22 protein-coding genes and 2 pseudogenes are annotated in these 23,101 nt (G+C 75.1%); 16 read left to right on the top strand and 8 right to left on the bottom strand.

Annotation, left to right across the window (positions count from 1 at the left end; genetic code table 11):
* Window positions 1-181: 181 nt before the first annotated feature.
* From ACWED2_RS34995 to ACWED2_RS34965, 7 genes are read left to right on the top strand one after another with little or no spacing between them, the layout of a single operon-like run.
* Window positions 182-1,438 carry a cytochrome P450 gene (locus ACWED2_RS34995; RefSeq protein ID WP_449694792.1) on the top strand — a complete coding sequence of 419 codons (1,257 nt, stop codon included), beginning with the start codon at window positions 182-184 and terminating at the stop codon, window positions 1,436-1,438.
* A complete protein-coding gene (locus tag ACWED2_RS34990; RefSeq protein WP_449694791.1) occupies window positions 1,423-1,746 on the top strand; it encodes a TcmI family type II polyketide cyclase in 324 nt (107 codons plus the stop codon). Before ACWED2_RS34995 ends, ACWED2_RS34990 begins: the two co-directional genes overlap by 16 nt.
* On the top strand, window positions 1,743-2,081 hold the full coding sequence (locus tag ACWED2_RS34985) for an antibiotic biosynthesis monooxygenase family protein (protein WP_449694790.1): 339 nt from the start codon (window positions 1,743-1,745) through the stop codon (window positions 2,079-2,081). Before ACWED2_RS34990 ends, ACWED2_RS34985 begins: the two co-directional genes overlap by 4 nt.
* Window positions 2,078-3,109 carry a class I SAM-dependent methyltransferase gene (locus ACWED2_RS34980; protein WP_449694789.1) on the top strand — a complete coding sequence of 344 codons (1,032 nt, stop codon included), beginning with the start codon at window positions 2,078-2,080 and terminating at the stop codon, window positions 3,107-3,109. The genes ACWED2_RS34985 and ACWED2_RS34980 overlap by 4 nt, the downstream gene beginning before the upstream one ends.
* Window positions 3,106-4,242: a glycosyltransferase gene (locus ACWED2_RS34975; protein ID WP_449694788.1), complete on the top strand. Its 1,137-nt coding sequence runs from the start codon at window positions 3,106-3,108 to the stop codon at window positions 4,240-4,242. The genes ACWED2_RS34980 and ACWED2_RS34975 overlap by 4 nt, the downstream gene beginning before the upstream one ends.
* Window positions 4,239-5,117, top strand: coding sequence for a hypothetical protein (locus ACWED2_RS34970; RefSeq protein WP_449694787.1), 879 nt, complete (start codon window positions 4,239-4,241; stop codon window positions 5,115-5,117). Before ACWED2_RS34975 ends, ACWED2_RS34970 begins: the two co-directional genes overlap by 4 nt.
* Window positions 5,114-6,292 (top strand): acyl-CoA dehydrogenase family protein, encoded by a 1,179-nt coding sequence (locus ACWED2_RS34965; RefSeq protein ID WP_449694786.1) that lies wholly within the window; start codon window positions 5,114-5,116, stop codon window positions 6,290-6,292. Before ACWED2_RS34970 ends, ACWED2_RS34965 begins: the two co-directional genes overlap by 4 nt.
* Before the next feature lie 3 nt (window positions 6,293-6,295).
* On the opposite strand, the gene ACWED2_RS34960 is transcribed toward ACWED2_RS34965, so the two are convergent.
* Window positions 6,296-7,570, bottom strand: coding sequence for an FAD-dependent oxidoreductase (locus ACWED2_RS34960; RefSeq protein WP_449694785.1), 1,275 nt, complete (start codon window positions 7,568-7,570; stop codon window positions 6,296-6,298).
* 59 nt (window positions 7,571-7,629) lie between these two features.
* Here ACWED2_RS34960 and ACWED2_RS34955 point away from each other — a divergent pair, with 59 nt between their 5' ends.
* From ACWED2_RS34955 to ACWED2_RS34935, 5 genes and pseudogenes are all read left to right on the top strand, one after another.
* Window positions 7,630-8,106: a MarR family winged helix-turn-helix transcriptional regulator gene (locus ACWED2_RS34955; protein WP_449694784.1), complete on the top strand. Its 477-nt coding sequence runs from the start codon at window positions 7,630-7,632 to the stop codon at window positions 8,104-8,106.
* Window positions 8,103-9,467 carry an MFS transporter gene (locus tag ACWED2_RS34950; RefSeq protein WP_449694844.1) on the top strand — a complete coding sequence of 455 codons (1,365 nt, stop codon included), beginning with the start codon at window positions 8,103-8,105 and terminating at the stop codon, window positions 9,465-9,467. The genes ACWED2_RS34955 and ACWED2_RS34950 overlap by 4 nt, the downstream gene beginning before the upstream one ends.
* 119 nt (window positions 9,468-9,586) lie before the next feature.
* A pseudogene (locus tag ACWED2_RS34945) lies at window positions 9,587-10,210 on the top strand (polyprenyl synthetase family protein); the annotation flags it as partial.
* Between the two features lie 65 nt (window positions 10,211-10,275).
* Window positions 10,276-10,446: pseudogene (locus ACWED2_RS34940) on the top strand (polyprenyl synthetase family protein); the annotation flags it as partial.
* Between the two features lie 78 nt (window positions 10,447-10,524).
* A complete protein-coding gene (locus ACWED2_RS34935; RefSeq protein WP_449694848.1) occupies window positions 10,525-10,680 on the top strand; it encodes a hypothetical protein in 156 nt (51 codons plus the stop codon).
* 14 nt (window positions 10,681-10,694) lie between these two features.
* Here ACWED2_RS34935 and ACWED2_RS34930 read toward each other — a convergent pair whose 3' ends face one another.
* From ACWED2_RS34930 to ACWED2_RS34915, 4 genes are all read right to left on the bottom strand, one after another.
* Window positions 10,695-11,705 carry a DUF5914 domain-containing protein gene (locus tag ACWED2_RS34930; protein WP_449694843.1) on the bottom strand — a complete coding sequence of 337 codons (1,011 nt, stop codon included), beginning with the start codon at window positions 11,703-11,705 and terminating at the stop codon, window positions 10,695-10,697.
* 108 nt (window positions 11,706-11,813) lie between these two features.
* On the bottom strand, window positions 11,814-12,704 hold the full coding sequence (locus tag ACWED2_RS34925) for a MerR family transcriptional regulator (RefSeq protein ID WP_449694842.1): 891 nt from the start codon (window positions 12,702-12,704) through the stop codon (window positions 11,814-11,816).
* A gap of 226 nt (window positions 12,705-12,930) precedes the next feature.
* Window positions 12,931-13,815: a MerR family transcriptional regulator gene (locus tag ACWED2_RS34920; RefSeq protein ID WP_449694783.1), complete on the bottom strand. Its 885-nt coding sequence runs from the start codon at window positions 13,813-13,815 to the stop codon at window positions 12,931-12,933.
* A gap of 124 nt (window positions 13,816-13,939) precedes the next feature.
* Window positions 13,940-14,824: a YhjD/YihY/BrkB family envelope integrity protein gene (locus tag ACWED2_RS34915; protein ID WP_449694782.1), complete on the bottom strand. Its 885-nt coding sequence runs from the start codon at window positions 14,822-14,824 to the stop codon at window positions 13,940-13,942.
* 12 nt (window positions 14,825-14,836) lie between these two features.
* Between ACWED2_RS34915 and ACWED2_RS34910 the strand changes: the two genes are divergently transcribed.
* Complete coding sequence (locus tag ACWED2_RS34910; protein ID WP_449694781.1) at window positions 14,837-15,511, top strand: CDP-alcohol phosphatidyltransferase family protein; 675 nt, start codon at window positions 14,837-14,839, stop codon at window positions 15,509-15,511.
* A gap of 97 nt (window positions 15,512-15,608) precedes the next feature.
* Here the strand turns inward: ACWED2_RS34910 and ACWED2_RS34905 are convergent, their stop codons facing one another.
* From ACWED2_RS34905 to ACWED2_RS34895, 3 genes are read right to left on the bottom strand one after another with little or no spacing between them, the layout of a single operon-like run.
* Entirely contained in the window at window positions 15,609-17,123 is a 1,515-nt protein-coding gene (locus ACWED2_RS34905) for a phytoene desaturase family protein (protein WP_449694780.1), read from the bottom strand.
* Entirely contained in the window at window positions 17,120-18,220 is a 1,101-nt protein-coding gene (locus ACWED2_RS34900) for a glycosyltransferase (RefSeq protein ID WP_449694779.1), read from the bottom strand. The genes ACWED2_RS34905 and ACWED2_RS34900 overlap by 4 nt, the downstream gene beginning before the upstream one ends.
* On the bottom strand, window positions 18,199-19,017 hold the full coding sequence (locus ACWED2_RS34895) for a carotenoid biosynthesis protein (RefSeq protein WP_449694778.1): 819 nt from the start codon (window positions 19,015-19,017) through the stop codon (window positions 18,199-18,201). Before ACWED2_RS34895 ends, ACWED2_RS34900 begins: the two co-directional genes overlap by 22 nt.
* A gap of 403 nt (window positions 19,018-19,420) precedes the next feature.
* Here ACWED2_RS34895 and ACWED2_RS34890 point away from each other — a divergent pair, with 403 nt between their 5' ends.
* The 3 genes from ACWED2_RS34890 to ACWED2_RS34880 all read left to right on the top strand — a co-directional run bounded on the left by ACWED2_RS34890 (window position 19,421) and on the right by ACWED2_RS34880 (window position 23,101).
* Window positions 19,421-20,524, top strand: a complete 1,104-nt coding sequence (locus ACWED2_RS34890) for a polyprenyl synthetase family protein (protein ID WP_449694777.1) — start codon at window positions 19,421-19,423, stop codon at window positions 20,522-20,524.
* Between the two features lie 136 nt (window positions 20,525-20,660).
* On the top strand, window positions 20,661-22,142 hold the full coding sequence (gene crtI / locus ACWED2_RS34885) for a phytoene desaturase family protein (protein WP_449694776.1): 1,482 nt from the start codon (window positions 20,661-20,663) through the stop codon (window positions 22,140-22,142).
* Entirely contained in the window at window positions 22,139-23,101 is a 963-nt protein-coding gene (locus tag ACWED2_RS34880) for a phytoene/squalene synthase family protein (RefSeq protein WP_449694775.1), read from the top strand. Before crtI ends, ACWED2_RS34880 begins: the two co-directional genes overlap by 4 nt.

Raw genomic sequence — 23,101 nt, 5'->3', positions numbered from 1 at the left:
AATCACGAGTGATGCCCCTCCAGTCACGCGAGATCCGCTTCCAATCACACGAGATCCGGCCCCAGCCACACGAGACCCAGGCACAGTCACACGAGATCCGGGCCCGGTCACGACAGATGCGGGCCGGGTGCCCGGCCGCCGCCGGCCCGGGGTTTCCCGGCGAAAGCCACCAGGAGCCGTCATGACCACCGAAACCCGCCCATCGCAGCCCGCGACCGCCTACCCCTTCGCCGCCCGCGACGGGGTCGACCCCGATCCCGGTTACGCCACCGCCCGGGCCACGCGCGCGCCCGTGCCCGTCTTCCTGGGCGAAGGCCGCTGGGCCTGGCTCGCGACGACCATGGCCGACGTCCGGACCGTGCACACCGACCCGCGCTTCTCCCGCGCGGCCGCCGCCGAAGCCGCCGGTGCCCCCACCGCGGGCCTGTCCCCGCCCGCCGGGTCGCTGCTCGCGCTCGACCCGCCGGACCACACGCGGGTGCGCGCCCTCGTCAGCGGCGCCTTCTCGGCCCGCCGGATGGCCGCCCTGCGCCCCCGGATCGCCGCCCGGGCACGGGCCTTGCTCGACGTCTGCGCGCAAGACGATCCGGCCGATCTCGTGGCCGGCTACACCCGGCCGCTGTCCACCGGCGTCATCGGGGCGCTGCTCGGCATCCCCGAAGGCGACCACGACCGGTTCTTCGTCTGGGCGCAGGCGTTCCTCTCCACCGCGCCCGGGTCCGCGCCGGAGGTCGGTCGCGCCCGCGGGGAACTCGCCGCCTACTTCGGCGAGCTCCTCGGCCGCCGGGCCGCCCACCCCGAAGACGACCTGCTCTCGCACCTGGCCGCGCAGGACGCGAGCCCGCGCGAACTCGTCCCGCTGGCCATGGCCATCCTCGTCGCCGGGCACGAAACCACCAGCAACCACCTCGCCAGCTCGCTGATGCTGCTGCTCTCCGACCCCGCCGCGGCCGCCGCCCTGCGTGGCGACCCGGTCAAGGTCGGCCACGCCGTCGAAGAGCTGCTGCGCGCGATCTCCCTCGGCTCGGTCGGCGGCTTCCCCCGGGTCGCGACGTCCACAGTGGACCTCTCCGGGGTCACCGTCGAAGCGGGCGACCTCGTCATCCCGGCGCTCAACGCCGCCAACCGCGACCCCGCCGCGTTCGACACCCCGGACGAGCTGCGCCTGGACCGGTTCGCCGCGACGCCGCCGTCGCACCTCGCCTTCGGGGCCGGCCCGCACTTCTGCCTGGGGGCCGCGCTGGCCCGGATCGAACTGGCCGAAGGCGTCACGGCGGTGCTCGACCGCCACCCCCGGGCCGAACTGGCCGAAGCAGACCTCGTCTGGAGCCGGGGCTCGCTGGTCCGCGGCCTGCGCACGCTGCCGGTCCGGCTCGGCCCGGCCACCACGTCTCCCGCCGCGGAGACCGGAAAGGAGAACCCGTGCACCGCGCCCTGATGGTCCGCCGGTGGAACCCCGCCGACCGCGACCGGATCACCGAGCTGTTCGCCGAGCACGACCGCACCGAGCTGCCCGCGCAGATCGGCGCGACCCGGCGGACCCTGTTCGGCTTCCACGACCTCTACTTCCACCTCATCGAAGGCGAGGACGGCTTCCAGCAGCGGCTCTACACCGCCGTGCGCGACGAGCGCTTCCGCACCATCGACAGCGAGCTCGCCGGGCTGCTGCTGCCCTACCGGCCCGACGAACCCTCGATGGCCCAGGCCCAGGCCGAGCCGTTCTACGACTGGCGGAGGCCGGCATGACCACCACCGAAACCGGCGTGTTCCGCGTCCTGCTGGAAATCGACATCGGCGACACCCCGCCGGCCGACTTCTTCGCCGCGTGGGACCGCATGGCCGCCACCGCCGGCCGGGCACCCGGGATCCTCGCCCAGTCCCTCAACGCCCACACCCGCGAACCCGGCCGCTACTTCGTGGTCAGCGAATGGGACACGCCGGAAGACTTCCAGGCCTTCTCCGCCGGTGAAGCGCACGAGGAACTCGCGAAGGCGCTCAAAGCGCTCGGCCGCACCGTCTCGATGACCGGCATGCGCCAGGTCCGCACCAGCCCGCCCGCCGACCCGGAGGAACGCCCATGACCACGCTCGAAGCCGCGCCGGTGACCCGGGAGCGGCTGTACCGCATGATGCGGGTCTACAAGGAAACCAGCCTGCTGCGGGCCGGCCTGCGGGTCGGCGTGTTCGACGCGCTCGGCGCCGGCCACACCACCGCCGCCGAGGTCGCCGAAGCGACCGGCGCCGAGCCGCGCGGGATCCGGCTGCTGCTGAACGCCTTGACCGCGCTCGGGCTGGTGCACGGCGGCGCCGACGGACCGTACACCTTGGACGAAGGCGCGAAATCCCTGCTGGTGACCGGCGAGCCGGGCTTCTACGGCGGCATGGTCGACGTCGTCGCCAGCGACGAGGAATGGGACGCGATGCGCGACCTCGCCGGCGCCGTCCGGCAGGGCGGATCGGTCCGGGACGTCAACGCCGAGACGCCCGGCTACCACTACTGGGAGACCTTCGCCCGGTCGGTCGGGCCGGTCACCGTGCCCACCGCCGAGCTGCTGGCCGAGTTGCTGGAGCCGTGGTCGGCGGGCCGGGAGGCCCCGCGCATCCTGGACCTGGCCTGCGGGCACGGGATCTACGGATTCACCCTCACCCGACGGCTGCCCGGCTCGACCGTCACCTGCGTCGACTGGCCGAACGTCCTGGCCATCACCCGGCAGCACGCGCAGGACCAGGGCCTCGCCGACCGCGCCCGGTTCGTCCCCGGCGACATGTTCGAGCTCGACCTCGGCCCGGGGCACGATCTCGTGCTGGTCACCAACGTGCTGCACCACTTCTCCGAGCAGCGGTCCGCGGACCTGCTGGCGCACGCGGCGGCCCAGCTCGCGCCGGGCGGCCGGATCGGCGTCGTCGGGTTCGTCGCGGGCGACGCCCCGGCCGAGGACCCGGAGCCGCACCTGTTCTCCGTCCTGATGCTGGCCTGGACCGAGGCCGGCGAGGTGCACACCACCGCGGCGCACGAACGGATGTACGCGGCGGCCGGCCTGGAGATCGAGGTGACGCGGCAGGTGCCCGGGCTGCCCTTCCACGTCACCGTGCTGAGGAGGAAGCCGTGACCCGCGTTCTCGCCTTCACCTCCTCGGGCCTCGGGCACCTGTTCCCGATGGTGCCGAGCCTCTGGGCCGCGCGCTGCGCCGGCGCGACGGTGCTGGTCGGCGCGACCGGGCCCGCCGTGGCCGGGGCGGTGTCTGCCGGGCTCCCGGCCGTCGACCTGCTGCCCGGCGGCACCGACGAACTGGCGGCGATCCGGGGTTCGTTCCTGCGCCGGATGCCCGGTGCCCCGGAGGCCGAACGGTTCGACCTCGCGATGCAGCTGTTCGCGGCGCTGGCCGACCGGGTCGCCGACGCGGCCGTCGCGCTCGGCCGGGCGTGGCGGCCGGACGTCGTCGTGCACACCGCGTTGCAGCCGGTCGGCCCGCTGGTGGCCGCGGTCCTCGGCGTGCCGTCGGTGGAGCACGGGTTCCAGCTCACCGGCGTCGCCCGGACCCAGGACCGGATGGTCCCGCACCTGGCCGGCGCCTGCCGCCGGCACGGCGTCGCCGGGCTGGCCGACCCCGACGAAGCCCTCGACGTGTGCCCGCCGAGCATGTACCCGGGCGGGCCGACCGGGCTGGTGCTCGGCTACCGGCCCTACAGCGGCGCCCGGGTGCTCGACCCGGCCGGGTTCGCCGCGCGGCCGGGCCGCCGCCGCGCGCTGGTCACCCTGGGCACGACCGCCGAACACGGCGAGCTCGCCCCGCTCCTGCTGCGGACCTTGGCCCGGCACGACCTCGACGTGCTGGTGGCCGGCGACCTCCCGCCCGGCACGGACCCCGGCTCGGTGCTCGCCCACGGCTGGCTGCCCCTGGAGGCCGTGCTCCCCGGCTGCGACGTCCTGGTCCACCACGGCGGCGCGGGCTCGACCCTGGCCGCGCTCGCCCGCGGCGTCCCGCAAGTGATCGTCTCGCGCGAAGCGGACCACGCGTTCAACGGCGACGCGGTCACCCGCCGCGGCGCGGGCGTGTTCGCCGTGCCGGAGGCCGGTGACGCCGGTGTGCTCGACGACGCGCTCGACCACGTCCTCCACGACCCGCGCCCGGCGAAGACGGCGCGGGACGTCGCCGACGAGATCGCCGGCCTGCCCGGCCCCGAGCAGGTCGTGCCCGGCCTCCTGGCCGAACTCACCGCCGCCCGGAAGGAACCCGCATGAACCTCGTCGACATCGCCGCCCGTGGCCACCTCGACCCGCGGGCCGGCTGGCTGGGCGTGACCGCACTGGTCACCCGGTCACTGTCCATCCGGGACGACGCGATCCCCCGCGATGCCGCACTGGGCTGGCCGGCAGGCACCGCTTCGGACCGTCCGGAATGGACGGTGGACCGGCCGGTCGGCCCGGGCGGGCACGTCGTGCTGGCCGGGCGGTCGGACGACGGCACCGCGACCTGGACCGCCTACGCGGGCGACCAGGTGACCACCGAGCCGGTGTCGCTCGCGCCGTCGATGGACGTCTGGGGCGGGCACCTGGTGCGCCTGCGGGACGGCGCCCGCGCCGCGACGGTCGTCGACGACTCCGCCGCGCCCGGCGACGGCCTCCTGTCCCTGCCGCCCAGCGTCCTCGCGGTGGTGGCGGCGGGCGCGCACGCGCTCGGCGTCGCCGGGCGGTTCCGCGACGCCTTCCTGCGCAAGGCCGCGAGCAGCGCCCGTGGCTGGGCCGCGGTCAAGACGATCGACGACCCGATGGTGCTGTCGATCCTGCTCTCGGCCGAAGCGCTGCTCGACGGCGCCGCGGCCCTGCTCACCGCCCGGACGGCGAAGCCGGCCACCGACCCCGCCACGCAGGCCCGGCTGGTCGTCACCGGCATCGGCGCGCTGGACGCCGCGCGCGCCGCCACCACGCAGGTGATGACCCTGACCGGGGCGAGCGCCCTCTACGACGGCAACCCCATGCAGGAAACCTTCGCCCACCTCGCCGCCCTCGGCGCGCACCCGTGGTTCGACCGGCCCGCGCGGCTGCTCGCCGAGCGGGCCGCGCTCGAACCCGACCTGGACCGGCTGTTCACCGACGAACCGAGGAAGGCGTCATGACCGCAACGGAAACGGTGCGCACCCCCGAGCAGCTCGTCGGCGAGGCCCGCCGGATCGCCCGGGACCTGATCGGCGGCGAAGCGGCGACCGAACGAGCGCGGACGCCGAGCCGGGCCGCGGTGGAGGCGCTGCGCGAAGCGGGCCTCTTTTCGCTGACGCTGCCGCGCGTGCTCGGTGGTTCGGAGACCGACCCGGCCACCGTGCTCTCGGTCGTCGAGGAGATCTCGTGGGCCGACCCGTCGGTGGGCTGGACGCTGATGATCGGCCAGGCGTCCGGGTTCCTCGGCTGGGGCTCGGCCGAGCTGGGCCGCCGGGTGGTGGCCGAGCGCCCGGACCCGCTGATCGCCTGCGCGCTGGCGCCGATGGGCGAGGGCACGATCCTGCCCGCGACCGAAGCCGACGGCGAGGACGGCCCGGTCTACCGGCTCGACGGCCGGTGGGCGATCAACTCCGGGTGCCGGCACGCCGACTGGTTCATCGCGGCCTTCGCCAAGAAGGAACCCGGCGTCGACTCCCCGCAGTGGGGTGAGGACGTCGTGCGCTTCGCGGTGCTGCCGGCGAGCGAGGTCCGGGTGCTCGACACCTGGCACGTGCTGGGACTGCGGGGTTCGGGCAGCGACGACGTCGAGATCCGCGGCGTCGAGGTGCCGCACTCGATGACGTTCAGCCCGTTCTTCGAGCCGGGCGAGCACGAGGGGCCGCTGTACCGGCTGTCGTACTTCGCCTTCCTTATGATGATGATGGGCGGGTTCTCGGTCGGCCTGGCCAGGCGCGCGGTCGAGGAGTTCCGCGCGCTGCCCGAGGCCGATCTCGCGGACACCGCCGCCCAGGTGGAGTTCTGGCGGCTGGACAACGAACGCCTGGCCGCCCGGTGCCTGCTCCACGAGGCCGCGGCCCGGGTGTGGGACGAGGTCACGACGGCGGGCTCGGCCCGCCCGGAGACCCGCGCGCGGTTCGCCGGGGCGGTCCAGCATTCCCAGCGCGTCGCGGAGCGGGTCGTCGACGGCGCGTACCGGCTGGCCGGAGCGGCGGCCCTGCGCGACGAGCACCCGCTGCAGCGGCTGTGGCGGGACGTGCACGCCGCCGGGGCGCACCTGGCGTTCGGGCTGGTCACCGAGCGCCGGATGGCCCGCGTCTGCTACCTGGGCGACCACTCGATGCAGTACATGATCTGACGCTCACCCGGCGTCGCCCCGGCCGGCGAGGGTCCGCAGCAGCGAGCGGATCCCGCCGGCGGACTTCAGGCCGAACTTGCCCAGCCGGAACGACACCGGGCCGTCGAGCCGTTGCGCCCACTGGAGGTTCGCCACCGACGCGCGGATCGCTTCCCGGCCCCGCTCGAGCATTTCGCGTTCGTACGCGGCGAGCGCCGGCACCGGACGGCCGAGGCCCTGCTCGCACAGCGCCAGCGTCTCGGCCAGCGCGGCCGCGTCGCACAACGCCGTGCTCGCGCCGATCCCGCCGGTCGGGGGCATCACGTGCACGGCGTCGCCGAGGAGGGTCACGGTCGCCTGCGTCTGCCATGGCTCGATCTCCGGCGCCACCCAGAAGGTCAAGGGGGACAACGAATGCGGATCCGCGGCCGCGACCAGCCGGGCGACGGCCGGGTGCCAGCCCGCCACCATCCCCTGCGCCGCCTCCCCGAGGTTGCCTTCGCTCGTGCGGGGATCCTCCGGCCACTCGGCCGACGGCGCACCCACGGACCAGAGGACGTAGGCGTCGTCCGGCTCGGGCGGGCCGCCGGGCGGGAGGTCGGGGCGGCTGCGCCCGGCCGGGTCGTGGCCGGAGAAGAACATGTTGTGCCCGGCCGGGCCGATCGCGAACCCGGCCCCGTCGACCATCGCCGCCGGAACACCCGCGGCGACGGCGGCCTCGAGCGGGGTCGTCCCGGCGACGCAGGCGACGTCCCACGGCTGTGGTTCGGCCTGGGGCAGCAGCTGACGGCGCACCGCCGACGCCCGGCCGTCCGCGCCGACCAGCAGGGTGCCCTCGTCGGTCGTGCCGTCCGCGAGGTCGACGGCGACGCGGTTGCCCGGCAGCGGCCGGTACCGCTCGACGGCCCGGCCCCACCGGACCACGTCTTCGAGGCCGCGCAGGAGCAGCCGCCGCAGCGGGCGGCGGCCGATCAGCGTGTCGTCGTCCACCAGCAGCGCCGGGTCGGCCGTGGTCGGCGACACCAGCAGCTCGTCGAGGTTTTCGTCGAGGATGCGGAAGGCGTCCAGCGGCCGGGACGCGCTGTCGAGGATCGCCAGGTAGGTCTCCAGTGGCAGGCAGGCGTGCAGCGCGCGGTTGGCCGGCCCGGTGAGGTGCAGGCGGTAGCCCGCCCACCGCTCGTCGGGATCGGCGTCGCGTTCGTAGACGGTGACGTCGATCCCGTGCCGGCGCAGGCCGTGCGCCAGGCAAAGCCCGCCGATGCCGGCGCCGGCGACGATCACGTGGCTGCGTCCGGTCATCCCCGGCCCTCCGAAACAGTAAGGTTCCTTATGGATAGGGGCTACGATATCGTGATGCCGTGCCCAACGCAGAACATCCGGTCCGCACCGGCAAGGCGCCGGTGTGGACCGACAGCGACATCGACGGCCTGGCCGGGTGGAACATCATCCGCGCCTACCTCGCCTTCGTCCCGCGGATGGCACAGGCACTCGCCCCCGCCGAGCTTTCCCCGGCCCAGTTCGGGATCCTCGTGCAGATCGACAACAGCCCCGGGATCGCGCAGGGCGCGCTGGCACGCCGATGCCTGGTGACGCCGCAGAGCATGGGCGAGGCCCTGCTCCCGCTGGAGGCACTGGGCCTGATCGTGCGCGGCGAGCGCCCGGGCCGCGGCCACCCGATCCCGGTGCACATCACCGACGCCGGCCGCCGGCTGGTCCGGAAGGCGACCAAGGCGGTGCTGGAGGTGAACACCCCGGCGGCGATGGGCCTGACGGCCGCCGAGCAGCGGACCCTGGTCCAGCTGCTGAGCAAGGTGGTCGGCACGCTGGTGCCCTGATCCTGCTGGCGGCCTGCCTCGCCCAGTTCATGACGGTGCTCGACGTCTCGGTCGTGAACGTGGCCCTGCCGGCCGTCCAGGACGCGCTCGGCTTCTCCGACGGTGGCCTGACCTGGGTGGCCAACGGCTACAGCCTCGCCTTCGGCGGCTGCCTCCTGCTGGGCGGCCGCTGTGCGGATCTGTTCGGGCACCGGCGCGTGTTCCTGGCCGGCGTCGCCGTGTTCGGCGCGGCGAGCCTGCTCGCGGGTGCGGCACCCGGGCCCGGCTGGCTGGTGGCGGCCCGCATCCTGCAGGGCCTCGGCGGCGCGGTGCTGTCCCCGGCGACGCTGGCCATCGTGACGACCACGTTCACCGGCGAGCGGGCCCGGCGCAGTGCGCTGGGGACGTGGTCGGCGGTCGGCGCGGTCGGCGGCGCGGCGGGTGGCCTGCTGGGCGGCGCGCTGGTGCGGTGGGCGGGCTGGCGGTGGATCTTCCTGATCAACGTCCCGATCGCGGTGGCGATCGGCGTCATCGCGGTGGTGTTCCTCGCGCGCACCGGCGGCGCCCGGGAGCGGCCACGCCTCGACGTCGTGGGCGCCGCGCTGGCCACCGGCGCGCTGGTCTCGCTCGTCTACGGCGCCACCCGGCTGCAGGACGGCGGCGTCGCCTACCTGCCCTTCGCACTGGCGATCGCGCTGTTCGCGGCGTTCGTCCACACCGAGCGGACGGCCGCGGCGCCGCTGGTCCCACCCGGCACCCTGCTCCGCCGCCCGGGGCTGACGATCAACCTGACCATGGCGGTCCTCGGCTGCGTCGCGTTCACGACGTGGTACTTCGGCGCGTTGTTCCTGCAGCGGGTGGCGGGGCTCGACGCGTGGCACACGGGACTCGCCTTCCTCCCCCAGGCGGCGTGCATCATCGCCGGCGCGCGGACCGCCGGCCGGTTGCCGGACCGGATCGCGCCGAAGCGGATCGTGCTGGCGGGCACGGTGTTCGTCGTCGCCGGGCTGGGGTGGTACTCCACTGTGGACGCCGGCAGCGCCCCGCTGACCGGGGTGGTGCCGCCCGGGATGCTGGTGACGTTCGGGCTGGGCCTGTCGTTCGGCCCGCTCGCCGCGCTCGCGACGGGCGCGGCGGCCGACGGGGACACCGGGCTGGCCGCGGGACTGCTGAGCACGTTCCGGCAGATCGGGGCCGCGCTGGGCCTGGCCGCGCTCGCCTGGGTCGCGCACGGTCGTTCGGCGGCGCTGGCGGCGTCGGGGACCCCGGCGGCGGCCGCCGAAGCGGCCGGGTTCGGCCGGGCGTTCCTGGTGGCCGCGTTCCTCGCCGCGGGGGCGGCCGCGCTCGCGGCGGCGATCCCGGCCACCGGACGGCGACGTTGAACGGCAACCACGGCGTGCGACCCTTGCCCACACTATAAGGATCCTGATACCTTCGGACCAGGGCGCCCGGTCGCCGCCCACTCAGGGTGCGGGCGGTCGTCCACCGCCGGGCGAGAGGGATGACCATGAGAACGACCACCGCCGCCCCCGAGGTGTCGCCCGCGCGCTGGCTCGCCGACGTCCGGGCCCGGAGCCGTGAAGCCGCACTCGACTTCGTCGAAGCCCGCTGCGCCGAACTCTTCACCGGCCGGCCCGAAGGTGCCCTGGCCGCCACCGCCCTGCCGTCGTACGTGTCCGGCGGCAAGTTCCTGCGCTCCGCCTTCGCCTTCGTCGGCTGGCGCTGCGGACGTCCCGGCTCCGACGCCGCCCTGCGAGCCGCCTCCAGCCTCGAACTGCTGCACTGCTTCGCGCTGGCGCAGGACGACGTCATGGACGGCTCGCCGTTGCGGCGCGGCGCTCCCACCCTGCACACCCAGTTCGCCACCTGGCACCACGGGCAAGGCTGGCACGGCTCGCCCGCCCGGTTCGGCGAGTCGGCGGCGGTGCTCTCCGGCGACCTGTTCCTCGTGTGGTCCGAACAGCTCCTGCGCGAATCGGGCCTGGGCGCCGCCGAGCTGGCCCGCGGCTGGCCGGTGTACGACGCCATGCGCGCCGAGCTCGCCGTCGGCCAGCTCGGCGACCTCGTCAACGACGCGCGCTCGGTGCCCAGCTGGACGTCGGTGCTCGACGTGCTGCGCCGCAAGTCCGGCAACTACACCGTCCGGCGCCCGCTCGAATTCGGGGCGGCGCTGGCCGACTGCGCCCGGCGGTGTCGGCCCTGCTCGGCAGCTACGGCACGCACATCGGCGAGGCCTTCCAGTTCCGCGACGACCTGCTCGGCGTCTTCGGCGACCCGGCGGTCACCGGCAAACCGGTCGGCGACGACCTGCGCGAGCACAAGGCCACCAGCGTCGTCGTGCTCGCCCGCGAACTCGCCACCCCGGCCCAGCGCCGCGAACTGGCGGACCTCGACCGCCTGCGGGCCGTCGACGACGAAGCCGTGCGCCGGTGGCAGGCCGTGATCGAGGCGACCGGCGCGCGGGAGCGGCTCGAACAGCTGATCACCGACCGGGTGGCGACCGCCCACGAGACCCTCGACCGGCTGGTCATCCCGGCGGAGCCCCGGGCGGCGCTGTCCCTGCTGGCGGTGCGCTGCACCGACCGGATCCGGTAGGCGACGCCGTCGAGTCAGTGGTGCTCCCCTCGCAGCGCGTAACGCCGCTCGGCGTACGCGAGATCGTCCCGCCACAACCGGGCGGCGGCGCGCCGCATGAGCGGCCGCAACGCCGGCGCCATGCGGGCCGCCCTGGCGAAGCCCGGCCGTGCGGACGCGGCGATCGTCGCCTCGATCACCGCCGTGCGGGGGCGGCCGTCCGGGCCGGGGCCGAGCGGGGTGGCGTGGGTTTCCACCACGCTGCCCGCGCCCTCACCGTCCACAATGGTCATCAGCACCGTCCGGGGGCCCGGGCTGGTGAACTCGGCGACCACCGGGACGCCGATCCTGCCCGCCAGCCGGAACGTCACCTCGACGACGAACTTGTCCTCGGCGTCCGCGACGTCGACGCCCCGCGGAGCCGACAGCACGCGCAGCCGGGCGAACGAATACGGGTGGAACCAGGCGCCGTGCCAGGGATCGAGGCGGTTGGCGACGACGTCTTCGGGCTCGCAGACCCCGGCCAGCGTCGCCACGGCGTCGACCGTGGTCCCGGCCGGGCGGACCGGCACGATCGGCCGGTCCGTCGGCTGCTCGCCGCCGACGCGGTCGAGGCGGACCCAGGCCAGCACGCCGTCGTCGTGGGCCGGAAGGGCCGTCCAGCCGGGCCGGTCCGCGCCGACGCGCAGGCCGTGCCACCGGCAGACCAGCTCGCCGCAGTGCACGCGTGCCTGGTCGAGCGGCGCGCCGAGGTGGGGGCACGCGCCCGGGCCGACGAGCAGGCCGCCGTCGGGCCCGCGCCAGGCCACCAGCTCCCGGCCGCCGACGCGCGTCCCGAACGGCCGGTCGGCGCGGATCTCCCGGGCGGCGGCGAAGACGAACCAGTTGCCCGACGGCCGGGTGCCCGCCCGCTTCACCGCGGCCTCGATCAGCGCGGGGCTGCACTCGGCGTAGGTGGGCTCCTGCCGGGCCCACGCGGGCTCCCGGAACGGCTGCACCGGCCACCGTGCCGGCCAGCGCTCGATCAGCTGCCGCTTGAGGTCCACCGGACGCGCTCCCGCCTGCCACGGCCGGCCGTCGAGACCGGCACGCGAGTCATCCTCGGGCATTTGGAGCGATTGCGCAACGCTTTGACCGGGACCCCCGGCCCCGGTTCACGCCTTCAGGCGTTCGGTGGCCAGTTCGAGCGCGGCGGCCAGGTCGTTGACCCACGGGACGTCCCGCTCGGTCAGGTTTTCCCAGCCGGGGCCCGCCGTGGCGACGTCGAAGCCGCGTCGCCGCAGCCGCTGGACCAGCAGGTCGTCGACGGTGTTGGCGGACATCGACCAGAGGAGCACCACGACCGGGTCGAGCTTGGAGGCGATGGCGATCGTCGTCTCCGCGGGCACCATCTGACCCAGGTAGACCGCCGGGATGCCGACCTCGACCAGGCCGGCCCGCAGCACCTCCATCGGCAGGCTGTGCCGCTCCTCCGGGCAGCAGGCGAGCAGCACCACCCGGCCGGGCGGGGTGTTCGCGAACCCGGCGCTGTAGCGCTGCAGCGCCAGGGAGATCTCGCCGGTGAGCGCCCATTCGGACTCGAAGCAGACGTCGCCACGCAGCCAGCGGCCGCCGAGGTGGCGCAACACCGGGACGAGCACGTCGGTCCAGGCCGCGGCGGGGCCGAGCGCGTCCAGCGTTTCGTCGAGCAGCGCGGCCAGCGACGCGAATTCGAGGCCCTCCGCGGCCCGCTCGAGCTCTTCGATGTGCCGGTCGACCGAAACCTCGGGAACCGCTTCGTCGACGCGGGAGAACGCCGCCGCGGCGGCCTCCCTGGCCCGCATGCCGCGGTCGATGAGCCGCTGCATGTACTGCAGCCGCCGGACGTCGGCGTCGGAGTAGCGCCGGTGCCGCCCGTCGTCACGCAGCGTCGGGCCGACCCCGTAGCGCGCGGCCCAGGTGCGCAGCGTCACCGGCGAGACGCCGAGCAGTTCGGCGACCTTGCCGGGGGTCCACGAACCCCCGGCCCGGGGCCCGTCCCGGCCACTCACCGCGTCGACGTCCATCAACACCACGTTCCCACACGCCAGGACGTCCGCCGGTGCGGTCACCTCCCGGCGACACCCGGCGGAACAGCCTGCGACCGGCCATGTCCGCCTTAACGGATACGGCATCCGACGCCGGTCCGACACTCCCGGCACCCAAGAAGCACCCTCCGAAGGGAGCTTTGTGACTCAAATCACATTTTGCCCGGTGCATGGGAAGCCTCGCGCCGGCCGTGCCGCGGCGCGGTCACGGCCACACCCGGCCGGCGTGCGCGGAAACCGCCGCCAGCGCGACCCGCAGACCGTTGAGCACCGGGCCGATCCGGCCGCCGACGGGGTACCAGCCCGGCCCGGCCGCGCGCACCGGCAGGTTGCGGCGGGCGAGCTCGGCCAGCAGCGGGGCGTCGGCGGTGTACGGCGTCATCGACCAGAGCAGCACCAGCACCGGCTCGAGCCGGACGGCGGTGCGCACGACCACGTCCGGCGCGACCATCTCGCCCAGGAACACCACCGGGATGCGGGCTTCCCGCAGCACGGTGGCGAGCACCTGGAGCGGCAGCGGGTGCCGCTCGGCCGCGCAGCAGGCCAGCAGGACCGGCCGTTCGCGCGGGGGTGGCGGCACGCGCGCGACGTGGCGCTCGAGCGCCGCCGAGATCGCTCCGGCCAGCGCCCATTCGGCCGCGAAGGCGCTTTCCCCGGCCTGCCACCGCTCCCCCTGCCGGCGCAGCACGGGCGCCAGCACGTCCACCCAGGCCGCGATGGTGCCGTGGCCGGCCAGCACCTCGTCGAGCAACCCGGTCAACGCCGGGAGGTCGACGGCCGCGGCGGCTTCGTCGATCTCCTCGGCCCGGAGTCGGGACTGCGCCGGGGTGAGTGCTTCGGAGAGGACCAGGCCGGCCGCGGTCCCGGCCCGGACGCCCTGGTTCACCAGTGCGCTCATCCGGCGCAGGCGCTGCAGCTCCCGCGGCCCGTAGAGCCGCTGGCCGCCGGGCCCGCGGCGGGCGGGCCCGAGGCCGTACCGGCTGTCCCACGCGCGCAGGACGACGGGCGACACCCCGAGCGCGGTGGCGACCTGTCCCGTCGTCCACCAGGAGGCCCGGTCGGTGACCTCCGGTTCCGGTCTGGTCGTCACTCGCCCTCACCACTGCCTCACGCGCGCCGGCCCTTCGGTCCGGCGCCGGCACGGCCGATGATGGCTCATTCGCATCGCTTATGCAACGCTTTAGGGAGGACCAGTCCGCATTCAAGCCGCTGACTTAGCTGGACCTGCAGGAACACTCCGAAGTCGTGCTCACTTTTGCATCGATTTCGCGGGCGGCCCCGAGCCGGGTGCGCTCGGCGCTGAGGGTCAGCCGGTACCCGAGCAGGAGCAGCACGTGCAGCAGGTAGAGCCACAGGATCAACGCCGACACCGCACCGACCACCGCGAGGCCGCCGAACGGCACGCTCCAGTCCAGCGGGATGGCCAGGAACAGGAGGAACCCGTGGAAGAACCCCGCGAGCACCGCGGCCACGGCGAACGCGCCGGCCACCAGCGGCCCGCGACGCACGCCGCGCGGGGCACTGCCGGCGAACACGATCGCGGTCACCACCGCGATGATCAGCCAGTCGATGTGGAACGAGAGCGTGATGCCCCAGAACATCGCCCAGCCGCCACGCGCGTAGAAGCCGGCCACCGTGTCGGCACTGGCCAGTGGCGCGATCGCCAGGGTCGGGCTCAGCACGAGCACCGGCACGAACATCAGCCGCCCGCGCCAGCCGACGAGCGCCCCGGCGGGCTGCCCGGCGACCTGGACCAGGCCGCGCAGCAGGCCTTCGCCGTAGAAGGTGGCCGGCAGCAGGGTGACCAGCAGCGCGGTCCACGGCGTGCCGAGCGCGGCCGTGGCCAGGGCTTCGAGCGCCGGTCCCGGGCCGTGGCCGGGCGGCAGCGCGTCGACCCAGCGGGCGACACCGTGCCGGACGAACTCCGGCGACCCGAGGAACGCGGCACCCCGCAGGGCGACGAGCGCCAGCGGGACGACGGCGAGCACGGCGAAGAACGTGACCCCCGCGGCCCACAGCGACAGGTCCCGGCCGCGGAGTTCCCGGCCGGAGTGCCGCAGGACGACGGCCGCGCGGCGGGCCGCTTCCCGGGCGCTCACGCCGACGCGCCGGTGGCCGAGGAGGACGACGGGGTGGCCGGGTGGTCCCGGGTGCACGAGCACGACGTGTCGGGCAGCGCGCTCGCCGTCGGCTGGCTGCGGGCGATCCACCTGCTGGCCCGTCCGGTGCTCGGCGTGCCCCCGGACGTGCTGACCGGGTGCGGGGTGCTGAGCGCGCTGGCCGCGGTGTGGCTGGCCGCGTCGGGGGGTGACGGGCTGTGGCTCGCCCTGGCGGCGATCGTGGCCACCGGCGTGTTCGACGGCTTGGACGGCGCGGTGGCGTTGCGCACCGGCCGGGCCCGGCCGCTGGGCGCGGTCCTCGACGCCGCTTCGGACCGCGTGACGGAGCTGTGTTTCGTGGCGGTGCTGCTGGTGCTGGGCGCGCCGGCGGGCTGGTGCGCGGCGATGGCGGCGCTGCTCATGCTGCACGAGTACGTCCGGGCGCGCGCGCAGGCGGCGGGCATGCGCGGCGCCGGGGCGATCACGGTGGCGGAGCGCCCGACCCGCCTGGTCGTGCCGGCGGTGGCGGTCACGGGGGCGGCACTGGCGCCGTCGGGGACGCCGTGGACGGGCTGGCCGTGGGGGACCACGTGCGCGGTGCTGGGGGCGGGGTTGTCGCTCATCGGCTTGGCCCATCTCTGGGTCGGTGTCGCGCGGGCGTTCGGGAAGGCTGCGGAGCGAGGCTGACCACGGGTCGCCGGTCGGACGGGCATCGGCCTGGATCCGGGTCGGCGGGTCTCCGGTGCGCCGGACCGCTGGAGAGGTGGGCTGCGCGACCTCTCCCTCATCGGCGCGGCTCGCCTTCCCGTGCGTGTCGCCCGGCCGGCCCCACCAGCCCCGCCACGATCTCCGCCGACATCGCCACCAGCGGCAGCCCTCCCCCCGGGTGCGCCGACCCGCTCGCCAGGTACAACCCCGGCACCGGCGTCGCGTTCGCCGGGCGGAGCAGTGCCGCCCGTGGGCCGTTCGACGAGGAGCCGTAGATCGCGCCGCCGGGTGCGCCCGTGTCGCGTTCCAGGTCCGCCGGCGTGCGGATTTCGCGCCACAGCAGGCGGTCGCGCACGTCCAGGCCACGCGCGGCGAGGACCTCGAGCACCCGGTCCGCGTAGCCCTCGGCCCGCCCCGGCAGCGTCCAGTCGACCCCGGCCGACGGATCGTGGCGGGGCGCGTTCACCAGCACGAACCAGGCTTCGCAGCCCGGCGGGTGCAGCTGGGGGTCGGCGGGCGCGCAGAGGTAGACCGTCGGGTCGTCGACCGGCCGGGGCGCGCGGCCGAAGATCGCGTCGAACTCGGCGTCGTAGCGGGCCGGGAAGAGCACGCGGTGATGGCCGAGCCCCGGGGTCGTGCCGCGCAACGCGAGCAGCAGCACGAACCCCGCCAGCGACGGCTGCGTCCGCCGCAGGGCCCGCCGCGGCCGGCGGGCGCGGCGATCGTCGAGCAGGTCGTCGTAGACGTGCGTCGCGTCCGCGTTGGCCACGACGACCGAGGCCGCGAGCCGGTCGCCGTCCGCCAGCCGGACCCCGCGGACACCGGCCGGGCCGGTCTCGATCGCGGTGACCTCCGCGCCCGTCCGCACGTCCACGCCCAGCGCGACGAGCCGGTCGACCAGGGCGTCCCCCAGCCGGCGCAGGCCGCCCCGGACGTGCCAGGCGCCGAATTCCTGCTCCACGAACGGAACGACGCTCAGCACGGACGGCAGCCGCCGCGGGTCCGAGCCGGTGTAGGTCGCGTAGCGGTCCAGCAGCATCCGGGCGCGCGGGTCGCTCAGCCGGCGGCGTCCCATCCCCCGCAGCGTGCGCCACGGCGCGATCGCCAGCAGGTCCCGGACGCCCGTCGCGTGCCGGAGCAGGTCGCCGGGGCCGGTCAGCGGACGGCGCAGCACCGGCTCGCCGACCAGGCCCCAGAGCCGCTCCGCGGCAGCCATGAGCCGGCGCCACTCTTCGCCGGCACCGCCGCCGAAAGCTGCTTCGAGCGCATCGGGCACCGCGGCGCGGTCGTGGGGGACGGCCAGTTCGGTGCCGTCGGCGAACCGGTAGCGGCAGGCGGGGTCGACCGGGACGATGTCGACGAGCTCGTCCAGGTCGGCGCCGGTGGCCTTGAAGAGGTCGCGGTAGACCGAAGGCAGGGTGAGCAGCGACGGTCCGGTGTCGAAGGTGAAACCGTCCCGGGTGAAGGTGCCGAGCTTGCCGCCGCACGCCGCCGAGCGTTCGAGCACGGTCACCCGGTGCCCGGCGACCGCGAGCCGGGCCGCGGAGGCCAGGCCGCCCATCCCGCCACCGACCACGACGACGTCGCTCATACCGGACGCCCCTTCCACGCCAGCCGGCCCGTCGCCTTGGCCCACCACGAACGCCCGATCAATCCGGCCAGGGCGAGCACCGACACGGGGTGGGCCAGGCTGTCCGGCCACACGCGTGCCCCGGTGCGCCGGGCCGCCACCACCCGGCCGGCCACCCCGGCCGCGTACCCGGCCAGCCCGGCCCGCGAACCCCCCAGCGCCGCGACCGCCGGGAGGACCCACACCGCCGAAAACAGCGCGGCGACCGCCACCGCCGCCGGAGCCGAGCCGGTCGCCGACCACAGCGACTTCGTGTAGCCCTCCCGCAGTTCCGCCCACGTCGCGTACATCCGGCACTCCGCGACCCGGCTGCCGTCGGCGACCACCCCGCGCCCGCCCGCGCGCTTCACCGCGCGCATCAACGCGATGTCGTCGAGCACTTCGCCCGCGACCGCCGCGAACCCGCCGCACTTGCGCAGCATCGCGGCGTCGATGACGAAGAACTGGCCGTTGGCCGCGGCCAGCGACGGGCGCGGCGACGTCTCGGCGAGCCGCAACGGCAGCAGCACCAGCCACGACCACTGCAGCAGCGGCTGCACCAGCCGGGCCCCGAGCCCTTCGGCGCGCTGCCGCGGAAACGGCGACACGGCGTCGAGATCCGCTTCGCGCAGCAGGGAAACCGCGGCCGCGACGGCGTCGGGGGCCAGCACGACGTCCGCGTCGACGCAGACCAGCACGCTCCCCCGCGCCCGCTGGGCCAGCTGGTGGCACGCGTGCGGCTTCCCCAGCGTTCCCGGCGGCGGTTCGGTGCCGGTCAGCAGCGTGACCCCCGGCCCGGCGACGCGGCGGACGACGTCCGCTGTCCCGTCGGTGGAACAGTCGTCCAGCACCAGGATCTCGACGTCGTCGAGGCCGCGCTGCGCCAGCAGGGACCGCAGGGCCGGGGTGACGCGACCGGCTTCGTTTCGCAGCGGCAGCAGGATCGACACGGCTTCGCGGCACCGGGCCGGTCCCTCGCGCGGAGCCCGGACGATCCGCGCGTTGTACGCCGCGTGCGCGGCCGAAGCGATGGCGGCCACGGCGGCCGCCCGGACGATCACGCGGGAACGCGCGCCCACCGGAATCCCCTCCCCAGCCGGATCGCGAGCGGCACGGCCACCGCACCCATGAGCACGCCCCCGGCGACGGCCACCCACGGCCGTCCGAAGAACGCGAAATGCGCCCACACCGACGAAAACCACGTCCAGAGGTACAGCGACGGCGCCGGTCCGGCGGCCGGGCCCGGGATCGGGTCCGGCGGCCGGGGCACCCAGCGGTGCAGCGCGGCCTGGATGAGGACGGCGACCAGCAGCCAGCCCGCGAAGTTCGTCAGCGGGATGCCGGCCACCAGCGGCAGCGACGGCTCGGGCGAGGACCACGTCCAGTAGCCCTCGTCCACCATCTGCGGGTCGAGGAAGACGTCCCACGCCGCCAGCGCGCACGCCGCCACCGCGACCACGCCGGCCGGCTTCACGGCCAGCGCGCGCCCGGCCAGCAGCGCGGGCCACGCCATCATCAGCCAGGCCAGCGGGACGATGCCCGGCACGCCGGCGACCGGCCAGCCGAGCAGGCCGGTGTATTCGTAGCGCCCGAACGGGAACCCCGTGTGCAGGCCGGTCACCTCGGCCAGCAGCCCGCCGCCGCCGGCGACGACCGCCAGCGTGACCGCCGCCCGGGCACCGCAGCGGGACCACGCGTCGGCCAGCGACGCCGCCGCGAAGCACAGCACCGTGAGCACGGTGAGCGGCGTGCGGCCGCCGGGGTCGGTCACCGAGTACAGGATCTGGCAGAGCACCGCCGCCGCGGCGCAGAGCCAGGCGGTCAGCGCGGGCGGGGCGAGGTGGAGCCGGGTGAATGCGGCAGTCCGCGAAACCATCACCGAAACAGAATAGACCGGAGGAGACAGCTGCGGACGACTCGGCCTCGATTTCTCCGACCTCGTCGAAAAAGGCGGAGAATCGTCAGAAAATAGGCACGGAAATGCACGACGAACACCCGGCGACGCCCGGTTGTGGGCGGGGCGCCGCCGGGTGCGGGGCCCGCGGCCGAGGGGTGGGACGGCGGGCCCGCCGGGACGGCGTGTGGCATCGCCGTCCCGTCCACAGGTAAGTCACTTCCGATGCAGCACCGATCCACCCTGTCGCGCACCGCTCGACGACCGCTCGGCGCACCCGGCGGGTTCGGTGGTGTTGCCCGGTGTTCACCCGGTTCCAGTGGACAAGCTACACCACATGTGAAACGGTTGCGAATCGAATAGGCCGACAGTGGGAGGGCGCCGGATGACCGCGACCATGACGACGGGGGTGGCCGCTCGAGGGCCCGGTGCGCCCGCCGAGTGGCTGGACGCACTGGGCCGCCGCTGCCTCACCGAGGCGCACGCTTTCGTGAGCGAGCGAGCGAAAGAGCATTTTTCCGGACGCAGCGAGGGGGCGCTTGCGGAAACCGCGGTGCCGGAGTTCGTCGCGGGCGGAAAATGCCTTCGCCCGCTTTTCGCGTACGTGGGCTGGCGGTGCGGCCAACCGGAATCCGACGCGGCGGTCCGCGCGGCCGCCGCGCTCGAACTGCTGCACTGCTTCGCCCTCGTGCAGGACGACGTGATGGACGGCTCGGCGCTGCGCCGGGGCCGCACCGCGCTGCACGTCCGGTTCGCCCGGTGGCACGAAGAGCAGGGCTGGGCGGGCTCGGCCCCGCGGTTCGGCGAGTCGGCCGCGATCCTGTTCGGCGACCTGTTCCTGGTGTGGTCCGAGCAGATGGTGCGCGAAAGCGGGCTGGCGGCGGAGCAGCTGGCGCGGGGCTGGGCGCACTACGACGCGATGCGGGCCGAACTGGCCGTCGGCCAGCTCGCCGACCTGGTGAACGACGCACGGGCCCTGCCCAGCTGGGACACGCTGCTCGACGTGCTGCGCCGCAAGTCCGGCAACTACACGGTCCGGCGGCCCCTGGAGTTCGGCGCGGCGCTGGCCGGCTGCGGCCCGGAGCTGATGGCGGGGCTGGGCGAGTTCGGCGGCCTGGTGGGCGAGGCGTTCCAGCTCCGCGACGACCTGCTGGGGGTGTTCGGCGACCCGGTGGTCACCGGCAAGCCGGACGGCCAGGACCTGCGCGAGCGCAAGGCGTCCAGCGTGGTCGTGCTGGCCGCGGCGATGGCCGACCGCCGCCGTCAGGCCGAGTTCGCCGAGCTGCTCGGGCTGGAGACGGTGGACGACGAGGCGGTGGCGCGCTGGCGGGAGCTGATCGTGGCCACCGGCGCGCGCGAGCGGATGGGCGAGCTGATCCGGGAGCGGGCGGACAAGGCACTGGCGGCGATCGACCCGGCGGTGGTGCCGCGGCATGCGGGCGACCTGCTCGCCGCACTGGCGGCGCGCTGCACGGAGCGCGACCGATGACGGGCCGGCCGAGCACCCTCGCCGCCTCTCCGAGGCCAGGAGCGCAGCCGAGGACCGGCCCGCCGATCCGGAACCGAGCCGATCGAATGCCCGCGACGAGCACCCCCGCCGCCCTCCGAGACAGGGAGCGTGACCGATGAAAACCGTTCCCGGGCCGGTGCACCGCGTCGTTGTCGTGGGCGCCGGCCTCTCCGGCCTCGCCGCCGCCCTCCACCTCGCCGGGCGCGGCCGCGAAGTCACCGTTCTCGAGCGCGATCCCGGGCCCGGCGGCCGGGCCGGGCGGGTCGACCGCGACGGCTACCGGCTCGACACCGGCCCCACCGTGCTGACCATGCCCTCCATCCTCGCCGACACCTTCGCCGCCGTCGGGGCCGACTTCAGCACCGAACTGCCGCTCACCCGGCTGGATCCCGCCTACGTCGCCCAGTTCGCCGACGGCAGCACGCTGCCCGTGCACACCGACGGCGCCGCGATGGCCGAGGCCGTCCGGGAGTTCGCCGGGCCCGCCGAGGCCGACGGCTACACCCGCCTGCGCGACTGGCTCACCCGGCTCTACCGCGCCGAGTTCGGCCGGTTCATCGACGCGAACATCGACTCCCCGCTCGGCATGCTGCGGCCCGAGCTGGCCCGGCTCGTCGCGCTGGGCGGCTTCCGCCGGCTCGACGGCCAGGTCGGCCGCTTCCTGAGCGACGAGCGCCTGAAACGCGTGTTCACCTTCCAGGCGCTCTACGCGGGCGAATCCCCGATGCACGCGCTGGCCCTGTACGCCGTGATCTCCTACATGGACACCGTCGGCGGGGTGTACTTCCCGCCCGGCGGCATCGCCGCCCTGCCGCGGGCGCTGGCCCGCGTCGCGGCCGACGCCGGGGTCAAGTTCGAGTACGGCGACGCCGTCGCCGAACTCGAGCGCGCCGGATCCCGGGTCACCGCCGTCCGCACCACCGCCGGGTCGCGGTACCCGTGCGACGCCGTCGTCCTCACCACCGAACTGCCCGAGAGCTACCGGCTGCTCGGCCGCCGCCCGCGGCGGCCGGTCGCGCTGCGGGCCGCGCCGTCCGCGTTGATCGTGCACACCGGCGGTCCCGCCGGCGTCGAGCACCACACCGTCGCGCACCACACGATCTCCTTCGGGCACGGCTGGCGCTCGACCTTCGACGAGCTCATCACCCAGGGCAGGCGGATGAGCGATCCGTCGCTGCTGATCACCCGGCCGACCGCGTCCGATCCCGGGCTCGCCCCGCCCGGCCGCGAGCTCTACTCCGTGCTCGCCCCGGTGCCCAACCTCGACCGCGGCCCCGCGGACTGGGCGGCCGAAACCGACGCCTACGCCGAGGAGGTGCTCGACGTCGCCCGGGCCCGGCTCCTGCCCGGCTTCACCCCGGACTTCACCCACGTCATCGGCCCGGCCGAGTGGGCGGCCCGCGGCCTGGTCGCCGGCACGCCGTTCAGCTACGCCCACTCCTTCGGCCAGACCGGGCCGTTCCGGCCGCGGAACCTCCCCCGCGGGACCGACAACGTCGTCCTGGCCGGCGGCGCCACCGTGCCCGGCGTCGGCGTGCCGACCGTGCTCATCTCCGGCAGACTGGCTGCCGACCGGATCACCGGAGGGACCCGATGACCCGACGCGAACTCGACGCCGCCGGCATCCGCGAGCCGGCGCTGCGCGCGGCCTACACCTGGTGCCGCGAGCTCAACGCCCGGCACGGCCGCACGTACTTCCTGGCGACCCGGTTGCTCACGCCGGCGCAGCGGCCCGCGATCCACGCGCTCTACGGTTTCGCCCGCTGGCTCGACGACATCGTCGACGAACCGGAGGACGACGCCACCCCCGAGACGCTCGACGCCCGCCTGCAGGAGGTCGAGAAGCGCTTCCTCACCGACCTCGACGCCGGTGCCAGCGACGACCCGTTGCTCACCGCGGTGATCGACACCGCCGCCCGGTACACGCTCGCCAAGGCGTACTTCGAGGCGTTCTTCACCTCGATGCGGATGGATCTCAGCGTCGACGGCTACGCCACCCGCGAAGAGCTCGACAGGTACGTGCACGGCTCGGCCGAGGTGATCGGGCTGCAGGTGCTGCCGGTGCTCGGCACCGTCGCCCCGCGCGAAGAGGCCGAGCCGAGGGCCGCCGCGCTCGGGAAAGCCTTCCAGCTCACCAACTTCCTGCGTGACGTCGCCGAGGACCTCGGCCGCGGCCGCGTCTACCTGCCGGCCGACGAACTGGCCGCGCACGGCGTCGACCGCGACCGGCTGGCCTGGTGCGCCAAGGAAGGCAAGGCCGACCAGCCCGTGCGGGCGGCGATCCGCAACCAGATCGCCGTCACCCGCGACATCTACGCCGAAGCCCGGCCGGGCATCGGCATGCTGCACCCGATCTCCCGGCCGTGCGTGGCCACCGCCGCGCGGTTGTACGGGGGCATCCTCGACCGCATCGAGGACGCCGGCCACGACGTCTTCGCCGGGCGCGCGGCGGTTTCCCGTGGGCAGCGGCTGGCGGTGGCGTGCGGGGCGGTCGCGCGCACGCAGTGGGCCCGGCGGCGCCACCCCGCGCCGGCGCTCCCGGCGGCGGTGGGCTGA

The sequence above is a fragment of the Amycolatopsis sp. NPDC005003 genome, assembly GCF_053600695.1.
This window is presented reverse-complemented; position numbering and strand designations above follow the sequence as displayed.